The following is a 9,758-nucleotide window of genomic DNA, read 5'->3' on the forward strand; positions in this document are numbered from 1 at the left end:
AACTGACTCCTGAATGACGGGGTGGAAGAGGGCCGAGGCGTCAGGCACGGGGTCACACACCGAACATCGCCCCGCGCCACATCCTAGCGCGTACTTAATGGTGCCCCTGCCGCGATCGCGAGCTCGTCGCCTTCTCCCCCGGCCGGCGTAGCCGCTCGCGCAGCCGCTCCCGGTCCGCCTCGGAGGCCACCACCCAGTCGCGGCGGCGGGTCCAGGCGGTCGGCACGGCCTGGTGGGGGTGCCCGTCCCGGCGCGCGTGCAGCGCCTCGAGGGCGGCGGCCGCCTCCGGCTCCTGCCAGATGTTCACCCAGTGCACGCGGTCCCGCTCCTCGGGGCTGAGGACCTTCAGCAGGGTCATGCAGTACTGGCAGCCCGGCCTCCAGAACACCACCACGCCGCCCGCGTCCACCGTGCCCTGCGCCTGCGCGAAGGGCCGCGAGCGCACGCGGGTGGCGCGCAGGTACGGGAGCATCAGCAGGACCATCAGCACCGCGGACACGATCACGGCCGCATTCTGCTGCGCGGTGCCCCAGATCGTGAACGCGATCCCCGCGCTGATGAAGACCGCCGGGTAGGCCCACGGGTGGCCGAGCAGCCGCCTCACGCCACCGCCTCCCGCGCGCGGGCCAGGGCCGCGGGGTCCACGTCCCCGGCCACCATCCAGTCCGGGTGGGCGGTGCCGTCGCCGGAGGCGGGACGGGTGACGGGCACGCCGGCCTCCTCGGCGATCAGCGCACCGGCCGCCCAGTCGTACTCCTGCGTGCCGTACTCGGCGTAGGCGTCCAGGGTGCCGTCGGCCACCATGCACAGGTCCAGCGCGGCCGAGCCGATCCGACGGACGTCCCCGAAGCCCGGCAACAGCGCCTCGAGTGCGTCCAGCTGCAGCCGCCGCCGCTCCGGCTGGTACCCGAAGCCCGTCGCGAGGAGCCGCCCTGAGCGCCCGGGCACGGGTCCGGTGAGCGGCACGGGCGCCCCGCGGTCCGGGGCGTGCACGCCCGCGGTGGAGGCGTCCACGGTGCTGAACGCCCCGCCGTCGGCGGAGGCATACCAGGTCCGCCCCAGCCCCGGGGCGACGACGGCGCCCGCCAGCCAGCGCTCCTCGCCCTCCCGGGCGGGCGCGCCGCGCTCGCGCAGGGCGGCGGCGGTGGCGGCGTCGAGCGGGCCCGCCACGGCCACGGACGTGCAGAACTGCGGCAGGCCGCAGATGAAGTTCGTGGTGCCGTCCAGCGGGTCGATCGACCAGCGGTACCCGGAGGGCTCGGCGGGCACGGTGGCGCCGTGCTCCTCGCCCGTCAGCTCGTCGTGCGGGCGGTAGCCGACGAGCACGCGGCGCACGGCGTCCTCGGCGCGGCGGTCGTAGTCCGTGACCCAGTCCGAGCCGGAGGACTTGGTGTCCGCGCCGAGCTGGCCCTGCGTGAGCGGCACCGCCGGGTGGTGGCCGGCCCAGCGCTCGCCGAGCACGTCGGCACCGGCGCGCGCGGCCGCCCTGGCCACCACCAGCAGCCCGGCGGGCGTCGTCGCGGGGGCGGCGCTCACGCGTCCTCCCCCGCGAACGCCGCCGGCCCCTCGGCGAGCAGACGCACGAACCCGTCCTCGTCCAGCACGGGCACCCCGAGCTGCTCGGCCTTGTCCAGCTTGGAGCCGGCGGACTCCCCCGCCACGAGGAAGTGGGTCTTCTTGGACACGGAGCCGGACGCCTTGCCTCCGCGCATCAGGATCGCCTCCTTCGCGGAGTCGCGGGAGAAGCCCTCGAGCGAGCCGGTGACCACCACGGTCACGCCCTCCAAGGTGCGCGGGGTGGACTCGTCCCGCTCGTCCTCCATGCGCACGCCGGCCGCGGCCCAGCGGTCCACGATCTCGCGGTGCCAGTCCTGGGCGAACCACTCGATGAGGGCGTCGGCGATGGTCGGGCCGACGCCGTCGATCTCCGCCAGCCGCTCGCGCTCCCCGCCCTCGGCGGCCGCGCGCAGGGCCGTCATGGAGCCGAACGCGGTGGCCAGGGAGCGGGCCGCCGTCGGACCCACGTGCCGGATGGACAGCGCCACGAGCACGCGCCACAGCGGCCGGGACTTGGCCTTCTCGAGCTCGTCGAACAGGCGCAGGGTGTTGGCCGTGGGGGCCGAGGGCCGCTTCGCGGTGCCCGTGGTGAAGAAGTACGGCTTGAGGGACCACACCCCGGACGGCACCATGCGCCCGTCCACCTTGGTCCGGCCCTCGCGCCACACGCGCACCTCGCCCAGGGCGCGCTGGGCGTCCGTCAGTCCGTCCTCGCCGCGGGGGCCGACGATCTCCTCGGGGGTGCCGGAGGCCAGGTCGAACACCTGCGCCTCGGCCGTGATCGGCCCGGCACCCTCGGGCACCACCCGCCCCTCGTTCTCCGCCGGATCGGGGCCGGGGCCGTTCACCAGCCAGCGGGCGGCCTCCTCGCCGAGCGCCTCGACGTCGAACGCGCCCCGGCCTGCCAGGTGCTCCACGCGCCCGGCCAGCTGGGCGGGGCAGCTGCGCGCGTTGGGGCAGCGCAGGTCCACATCCCCCTCCTTGGCGGGGGCCAGGGGCGTGCCGCACGAGGGGCAGTCGGACGGCATGACGAACTCGCGCAGCTCCACGCCCTCGGCCCTCAGCCGCTCGCGCATCGGCAGCACCGGGCCCACCACCTCCGGGATGACGTCCCCGGCCTTGCGCAGCACCACCATGTCCCCGATCAGCACGCCCTTGGCCTTGACCACATCCTGGTTGTGGAGGGTGGCCATGGCCACGGTGGACCCGGCCACCCGAGCCGGCTCCATCATCGCGAACGGGGTGACACGGCCGGTCCGGCCCACCGAGACCGTGATGTCCAGCAGCCGGGTGTGGACCTCCTCCGGCGGGTACTTGTACGCCGCGGCCCACCGCGGCACACGGGAGGTGTGCCCCAGATAGCGCTGGTCGGCGAACGCGTCCGTCTTCAGCACGATCCCGTCGATCTCGTGGACCAGATCGTGCCGCCGCCGCCCGTACTCCTCGATCACCGCGACGACGTCCGCCAGCGCCGCCTCGTCCGCGCCCTCCACGACGCGGGTGTAGGGGCTCACGGGCAGGCCCCACCCGGCCAGCGCGTCGTAGGCCTCCTGCTGGGAGTCCAGGCCGAATGCCTCCACGGAGCCGATGCCGTGGACGAACATGCTCAGCGGCCGCTGCGCCGTGACGGCCGGGTCCTTCTGGCGCAGCGCGCCGGCGGCGGCGTTGCGCGGGTTCGCGAAGGGCGGCAGCCCCTCCTCGGCACGCCGCTCGTTGAGCTCGGCGAACGCCTGCGACGGCATGAACACCTCGCCGCGCACCTCGAACTCCTCGGGCCAGCCCTCCCCCGACAGGCGCTGGGGGACGTCCTGGATGGTCAGGACGTTGCGGGTGACGTCCTCGCCCGTGACGCCGTCGCCGCGCGTGGCCGCCTGCACCAGGCGTCCGCCGCGGTATCGCAGGGCCACCGCGAGGCCGTCGATCTTGACCTCCACGAGCCAGCGCGGGGTCCGGCCCGGGCGGACCTCCGTCAGGGCGCCGGCGGCGCGCAGGAACCACACCTCGAGCTCCTCGGGCGAGAACAGGTCCTCGAGCGAGTACATGCGGGTGCCGTGGGTGACGGGGGCGAACGCCTCGGAGGCCTCGCCGCCGACCTCCTGGGTGGGCGAGTCGTTCGAGACCAGCTCCGGGTGCAGGGCCTCGAGGTCCTCGAGCTCGCGGTAGAGCCGGTCGTACTCGGCGTCGGAGAGCTCGGGCGCGTCGTGCTGGTAGTAGGCCACGCGCGCGGCGCGGACCTGCTCCACGAGCGCGTCGTAGCGCTCGCGCAGGCCCTGCTCGGGGACCTGCTCCTCGGCGGGGACGTGGTCGGCGGGGCCCTCGGCCGGGGCCTGGTCTACGGTGCTCACCGGGTCAGCCTAGCGGCGGTCCCGGACACGGCATCAGGGCCGCGGCAGCTCGACCAGCACCACCGTGATGTTGTCCCGCCCGCCGCGCCACAGCGCCGCCTCCACGAGCCGCTCGGCAGCCTCGGAGAGCGAGCCGGCGTCGTCGAGGATCGCGCGGACCTCCTCGTCCAGCAGCTCCCCGGTCAGGCCGTCGCTGCACAGCAGGACGCGGTCCCCGGGGGCGAGGTCGATCTCGGCCACGTCCACCGTGAGGGCGTGGCTCGAGCCCAGGGCGCGGGTGATGACGTTGCGGCGCGGGTGCACGCGTGCCTCCGCCGGTGTCAGCTCGCCGGCCTCCACCATCATCTGCACCGCGGAGTGGTCCACGGTCAGCTGCTGGAGCACGGGAGCGCCCACGGGACGCAGGTAGGCGCGCGAGTCGCCCACGTTGGCGACCGCCCAGCGGCCGCGCTCCACGTCCAGGCAGGCCAGGGCGGTGAGGGTGGTGCCGGAGCGGCCCCCGCCGGCCTCGATGACCGCGGCGTTGGCCTCGTGGACCAGGGCCCCGAACTCCTGGGGCGTGTGCGCCGTGCCCGGGGCGAGGACCTCCGGCGCACGCCGCTCGAGCAGCTCGACCGCGGCGGCCGAGGCCACCTCTCCGGCCTCGTGACCGCCCATGCCGTCCGCCACGGCGGCCAGCAGCAGCGGATCGCCGACGACGGCCCAGGAGTCCTCGTTCAGCTCCCGGACGGCTCCCACGTGGGTCACCGCCACCGCCTCGGGCTGCGCGGACGTGCCCGCGCCGGTGGTCGGCTGCTCGCTCATGGGACCTCGGGTTCAGTCGGTGATCAGGGGCTGCGCCGAGCCGTTCATGAGGAGGGAGGGGCGGACCTCTCCGAACCCCCGGACGATCCGCGGCGGCTGCGGGACGAGCACGAAGCGCTCGTCCTCGGAGAGGGCGGCCGCGGTCATGGCGTCCACGAGCACGGTACCCGGATCCGCCAGGGACGTCAGCCGGGAGGCCAGGTTCACGGTGGGCCCGTAGATGTCCCCCAGGCGGGAGAGCACGCGCCCCCACGCCAGGGACACCCGGGCCGAGGGCAGCTCCCTGTCCGCCGCCATGGCGTCGGAGAGCGCCAGCGCGATCTCCGCTCCGGCCTCCGGGGTCTCCGCGTTGAACAGCACCTCGTCCCCGACGGTCTTCACGAGCCAGCCGCCGCCGGCCGCGATGATCTCGGCGGCCTTGGACTCGAAGCGCTGGACGGTGCGGGCCAACGTCCTCTCGTCCATGGTCCGGGAGAGCGTGGTGTAGGAGACCATGTCCGCGAACCCGACCGCGCGGGCCAGGGGCAGCGGCGCGTCGTCCTCGGAGCCCTCCCGGCCCTGCTCGGACGCCGCCAGGCCCGCCTCCACGCGCACCGTCAGGCGCTGCACGGCGTTGTTGAGCTGGCGCCGGTAGACCACGCGCATGACCTTCTCCAGCGGGGTGATGATCTCGGGCAGCAGGTCGACGGCGGCCCGCCGGGCCTCCGGGTCCGTCCTGCCCTCCGAGGCGATCTGGTCCTCCACCAGCGCCTCGATCTGCCACACCACCATGCGGTCCGTCATCTGGCCCACCGAGCGGGCCAGGGACACGGCCGTCTCCTCGTTGAGGGTGCCCTCGCGGACCAGCTGCAGGACCGAGTCGAAGGCGTCCAGGTCCTCCTCGGAGAACACGGTCTCCTCATCCGGCACGTCCGGGTAGCCCAGGGCGCGGGAGATCCGCCGGGCGGCACCGGCGGAGATCCCTAGCCGGCGGGCGGCCTCGCGCCGGGAGAAGGCGCGCGGTCCCACCACGAGGCCCGCGTCGAGGGTGCGCATGGCGCTCGTCCAGCCGGGCTGGGTGACGGGGGCGGGCGTGCGGCGGGGACGCCCGGCGGCGGCGCGGGGGCCGTCCGGCGAGGGCACCACGGGCAGGGGCGCGGTGGCGGGGGTCGCCGGGTCGGGGCGGTGGCGGGTCATCGGGGTCCTCCCCCCAGGTCGGCGGCAGGCCGGGAGACGGTCCGGGCCCGGCGGGTGGTCTCGGCGAGCAGCTCCTCGAAGCGGGCGGCCTCGGGGACATCGGTGAGGCGCCAGTACACCTGCCGGATCGGGTCCTGGAACAGGACCAGCAGGTCGCCGGCGCCCGCGCCGCGGCCGCGGCGCTCCACGTCCGCGATGGCCACCAGCGGCATGGCGCCGTCCGGACCGCCGCCGAGGCCCGTGCGGCGGATCAGGCGTGCGGTGGTGAGCACGGTGCGGCCCGTCAGCCAGCGCAGCAGGGGACGGAGCGTGCCCAGCAGGACGGCCAGCGCGGCCGCGGCCCACAGGAGGGTGTCCAGCCACGGGGCGGCCCGGTCCACGACGCCGGGCAGGTCCGGGCGGGCCAGCACGCCCCGCGCCAGGCCGAGCAGGAAGGCGGTGGCCACCAGGGCGGAGGCGGCGCCGAGGAGCGCGCGGGGATGGCGGCGCGTGCGCACCACCACCTGCTCGCCGGGCTCCAGCCGCATCCTCGTCCACCTCCGGGACTGTCCGTGCCGGGCGCCCGTGGGGCGTCACCGGCTCCGGCGCACGTCACCCCGCAGGTGGACCACGTCGCCGGCGCTGATCTCGGTCTCCAGTGTCTCACGGCCCCCGGCGGCGGTCCGGACCCGCAGGAGGCCTCCGGGACCCAGCCCCACGGCCTCCCCCTCGAGCACCGTGCCGTCCGGCAGCTCGGCCCGCACGGCCCGCCCGGGCGTGCTCAGCCGCGCCGCCACGGGGGCCACGGCGGGGTGGGTCCCGTCCACGGGGTCGGCGACTCCGTCCAGGGCCGCGGCGAACGCGTCCGCGGCGGTCACGACGGCGGTGCGCAGCTCCTCCGCGAGGGCCTGCGGCGAGGGCACGGCGGCGGCCGGGACCCAGTCGGCGAGCGCGGTGGCGGTGGGGGCCGGGGGCCCATCCGGGAAGGCCAGGTTCACGCCCGTGCCCACCACCACGCCGCCGCCCGGGGCCACGGTGGCCAGCACGCCGCACAGCTTGCGCCCGTCCTCGGCGAGGACGTCGTTGGGCCACTTCACGTGCGTGGGGGCGCCCCGGTCCGCGAGAAGTCCGGCCACCGCCGACGCCGCCACGAGGGAGAGCCAGCTCCAGTGGGCCGGGGCCAGCGGGCCGGAGGGACCGGCCGGCCGCAGCAGCACAGACAGGGCCAGGGACGTGCCCGGAGGAGCCTCCCAGACCCGTCCGTGGCGTCCGCGCCCGGACCGCTGGTCCGCGGTGGCGAGCGCATCGCCGTGGCCGGGGTGCGGCGTCGCGCCGGGCGGCCCCGGCGGGCTCACCGCCCCGGGGAGCAGACGCAGCAGCGCGTCCTGTGTGGAGTCCACGGAGTCCAGCCACCTGAGTCGTCCCATTCCTCCAGGTATAGCGGACCGCGGGGCGGGCGCGTCGCACCCGGACGGTCCGCCCCTGCGGCACGGGCGTATCCTCGGCCCGTCCCCGGGCGTCCGCGCGGGGCTCGGACGAGCGGAAGCAGGTGCCCCGTGGAGGAGACGATCCAGGCCGTGATCGGCGTCGTGATCCTGGTGGTGGAGTCCCTGGGCGCCGCCGCCGTGGCGGTGGGCGCCGCGGTGGCCGTCGCCCTGCTGGTGCGCGGCTGGCTGGGCGGGGACCGGCACGGGATGACCCGGGCGCGGATCGCCCTCGGCCGGGCCCTCGCCCTGGCCCTGGAGTTCCAGCTGGCGGCGGACGTGCTGGCCACCGCCGTGGCCCCCACGTGGGACATGATCGGGCGCCTCGCGGCCATCGCCGCCATCCGCACGGCGCTGAACTACTTCCTCGCCAAGGAGATCGCCGAGCAGCAGGAGATCATGGCCCGGGACGAGGACGCGCTGCCCGATCGACCCTCCCGCTCCCGGGCCGCCCACGTAGACTGACCGCCGCACCAGACCCCGCATCCCCTCCCATCAGACCGCCGCGGCGGGCCCGTCCGGACCCGGCCGCCGCCCCTTCCCGAGGAGCATCGCGTGACCGACCCCGACCTCAGCACCACCGCCGGCCGGCTGGCCGATCTGCACCGCCGGCTGGAGGCCACCGCGGCCCCGGGCGGGGACGCGGCCGTGCAGCGTCAGCACGCCCGCGGCAAGCACACCGCCCGCGAGCGCGTGGACCTGCTGCTGGACGAGGGCTCGTTCGTGGAGCTGGACGCCCTGTCCACGCATCGCACCACCGCGTTCGGCATGGACGCCAGGCACCCGGCGGGCGACGGCGTGGTGGCCGGCTTCGGCACGGTGGACGGCCGGCAGGTGGCCGTGTACTCGCAGGACTTCACGGTGTTCGGCGGCTCGCTGTCCGAGCGCAACGGGCAGAAGATCGTGAAGGTGCAGGAGTTCGCCGCGCGCAACGGGTGCCCGGTGATCGGCATCCTGGACGGCGGCGGCGCGCGCATCCAGGAGGGCGTGGCCTCCCTGGCGCAGTTCGCGGACATCTTCCGGAACAACGTGCTGGCCTCCGGGATGATCCCGCAGATCTCCCTGATCATGGGCCCGTCCGCGGGCGGCGCGGCGTACTCGCCGGCGCTGACCGACGTCGTGGTGATGGTGGACCAGACCTCCCACATGTTCATCACCGGCCCCGACGTGATCAAGACCGTCACGGGCGAGGACGTGGACATGGAGACCCTGGGCGGCGCCCGGTCCCACAACAGCACCTCCGGCACCGCGCACTACATGGCCTCCTCCGAGGAGGACGCGATCGCCTACGTGCAGGACCTGCTGGAGTTCCTGCCCTCGAACAATCTGGCCGAGGCCCCCGCGTTCGAGCCGGCGTCCCTCGAGGTGACGGCGGAGGACGAGGCGCTGGACACGCTCGTCCCGGACTCGGCGAACCAGCCGTACGACATGCTCGAGGTGGTCTCCGCGCTGGTGGACGACGGGCAGCTGCTGCAGCTGCAGGAGATGTACGCCCCCAACGTGATCACCGGCCTGGCCCGGATGGACGGGATGAGCGTGGGCGTGGTGGCCAACCAGCCGCAGCAGCTCGCGGGCACGCTGGACATCGCCGCGTCGGAGAAGGCCGCGCGGTTCGTGCGGTTCTGCGACGCCTTCAACATCCCGATCCTCACCTTGGTGGACGTCCCCGGCTTCCTGCCCGGCACGGACCAGGAGTTCAACGGCATCATCCGCCGCGGGGCGAAGCTCATCTACGCGTACGCGGAGGCCTCGGTGCCGAAGCTCACCGTGATCACTCGCAAGGCGTTCGGCGGCGCATACATCGTGATGGGCTCCAAGAAGCTCGGCGCGGACCTGAACCTCGCGTGGCCGTCGGCGCAGATCGGCGTGATGGGTCCGCAGGGCGCGGTCAACATCCTGTACCGCCGGGAGCTGCAGGCCGCCGAGGAGGCGGGCGAGGACGTGGAGGCCCGCCGCGCGCAGATCGTGGCGGACTACGAGGCGGAGCTGCTCAACCCCTACCAGGCCGCGGACCTGGGCTACGTGGACGCGGTGGTCCCGCCGCGCGAGACCCGCGCGCAGCTCGTGCGCGCGCTGCGGGCCACCCACCACAAGCGCGAAGCCCGCCCCGCCAAGAAGCATGGGAACATGCCGCTGTGAGCACCGCGCAGCACACCCCGCGCCCGCGCGGGGAGCAGGAGGAGCCCGACCCCGTCCGCCTCGACGGCGCCCAGCTCGAACCCGAGGAGATGGCCGCCCTGACCGCGGTGCTCGCCCAGATGCGCGCCCAGGGCGCCACGGCGGTCCCCCAGGCGGGCCGGCAGGGCCGCCTACGGCGCCCCGACCGCACCCTCCTGCGCCGCGGGGACCTGGGGCTGTGGGCCCGGCCGGGTCAGGACCAGTGGCGGCGCGCGGCGGGGTGGCGATGAGCGGG

Annotated in this window: 10 protein-coding genes; 3 read left to right on the top strand and 7 right to left on the bottom strand. The window is 75.3% G+C overall.

The window, feature by feature from the left end:
* Positions 1 to 94 precede the first annotated feature (94 nt).
* The 7 genes from Q4D18_RS02495 to Q4D18_RS02525 form a co-directional block, all read right to left on the bottom strand.
* Entirely contained in the window at positions 95 to 604 is a 510-nt protein-coding gene (locus Q4D18_RS02495) for a hypothetical protein (protein ID WP_303125444.1), read from the bottom strand.
* Positions 601 to 1,536, bottom strand: coding sequence for an inositol monophosphatase family protein (locus Q4D18_RS02500; RefSeq protein WP_303125446.1), 936 nt, complete (start codon positions 1,534 to 1,536; stop codon positions 601 to 603). Before Q4D18_RS02500 ends, Q4D18_RS02495 begins: the two co-directional genes overlap by 4 nt.
* Positions 1,533 to 3,824 (bottom strand): NAD-dependent DNA ligase LigA, encoded by a 2,292-nt coding sequence (gene ligA, locus Q4D18_RS02505; protein ID WP_303125473.1) that lies wholly within the window; start codon positions 3,822 to 3,824, stop codon positions 1,533 to 1,535. The genes Q4D18_RS02500 and ligA overlap by 4 nt, the downstream gene beginning before the upstream one ends.
* 111 nt (positions 3,825 to 3,935) lie before the next feature.
* Positions 3,936 to 4,706 (bottom strand): PP2C family serine/threonine-protein phosphatase, encoded by a 771-nt coding sequence (locus Q4D18_RS02510; RefSeq protein WP_303125448.1) that lies wholly within the window; start codon positions 4,704 to 4,706, stop codon positions 3,936 to 3,938.
* Positions 4,707 to 4,718: 12 nt separating this feature from the next.
* Positions 4,719 to 5,882: an adenylate/guanylate cyclase domain-containing protein gene (locus Q4D18_RS02515; protein WP_303125450.1), complete on the bottom strand. Its 1,164-nt coding sequence runs from the start codon at positions 5,880 to 5,882 to the stop codon at positions 4,719 to 4,721.
* Positions 5,879 to 6,409 (bottom strand): PH domain-containing protein, encoded by a 531-nt coding sequence (locus tag Q4D18_RS02520; protein ID WP_303125454.1) that lies wholly within the window; start codon positions 6,407 to 6,409, stop codon positions 5,879 to 5,881. The genes Q4D18_RS02515 and Q4D18_RS02520 overlap by 4 nt, the downstream gene beginning before the upstream one ends.
* Positions 6,410 to 6,454: 45 nt before the next feature.
* A complete protein-coding gene (locus Q4D18_RS02525) occupies positions 6,455 to 7,288 on the bottom strand; it encodes a biotin--[acetyl-CoA-carboxylase] ligase (RefSeq protein WP_303125456.1) in 834 nt (277 codons plus the stop codon).
* Between the two features lie 129 nt (positions 7,289 to 7,417).
* Between Q4D18_RS02525 and Q4D18_RS02530 the strand changes: the two genes are divergently transcribed.
* The 3 genes from Q4D18_RS02530 (at position 7,418) to Q4D18_RS02540 (ending at position 9,753) form a co-directional block, all read left to right on the top strand.
* Positions 7,418 to 7,810, top strand: a complete 393-nt coding sequence (locus tag Q4D18_RS02530; protein WP_303125459.1) for a DUF1622 domain-containing protein — start codon at positions 7,418 to 7,420, stop codon at positions 7,808 to 7,810.
* Between the two features lie 90 nt (positions 7,811 to 7,900).
* Positions 7,901 to 9,484 carry an acyl-CoA carboxylase subunit beta gene (locus tag Q4D18_RS02535; protein WP_303125462.1) on the top strand — a complete coding sequence of 528 codons (1,584 nt, stop codon included), beginning with the start codon at positions 7,901 to 7,903 and terminating at the stop codon, positions 9,482 to 9,484.
* Positions 9,481 to 9,753, top strand: coding sequence for a hypothetical protein (locus tag Q4D18_RS02540; protein ID WP_303125465.1), 273 nt, complete (start codon positions 9,481 to 9,483; stop codon positions 9,751 to 9,753). Before Q4D18_RS02535 ends, Q4D18_RS02540 begins: the two co-directional genes overlap by 4 nt.
* Positions 9,754 to 9,758: the final 5 nt, after the last annotated feature.

Source organism: Micrococcus sp., assembly GCF_030523875.1.
Lineage (GTDB): Bacteria > Actinomycetota > Actinomycetes > Actinomycetales > Micrococcaceae > Micrococcus.

What these genes read in the sequence shown, in the direction of transcription:
- Q4D18_RS02525 (WP_303125456.1), bottom strand. Translation starts at nt 7,288, where the DNA reads ATGGGACGACTCAGGTGGCTGGACTCCGTGGACTCCACACAGGACGCG.
- Q4D18_RS02515 (WP_303125450.1), bottom strand. Translation starts at nt 5,882, where the DNA reads ATGACCCGCCACCGCCCCGACCCGGCGACCCCCGCCACCGCGCCCCTG.
- Q4D18_RS02520 (WP_303125454.1), bottom strand. Translation starts at nt 6,409, where the DNA reads ATGCGGCTGGAGCCCGGCGAGCAGGTGGTGGTGCGCACGCGCCGCCAT.
- Q4D18_RS02510 (WP_303125448.1), bottom strand. Translation starts at nt 4,706, where the DNA reads ATGAGCGAGCAGCCGACCACCGGCGCGGGCACGTCCGCGCAGCCCGAG.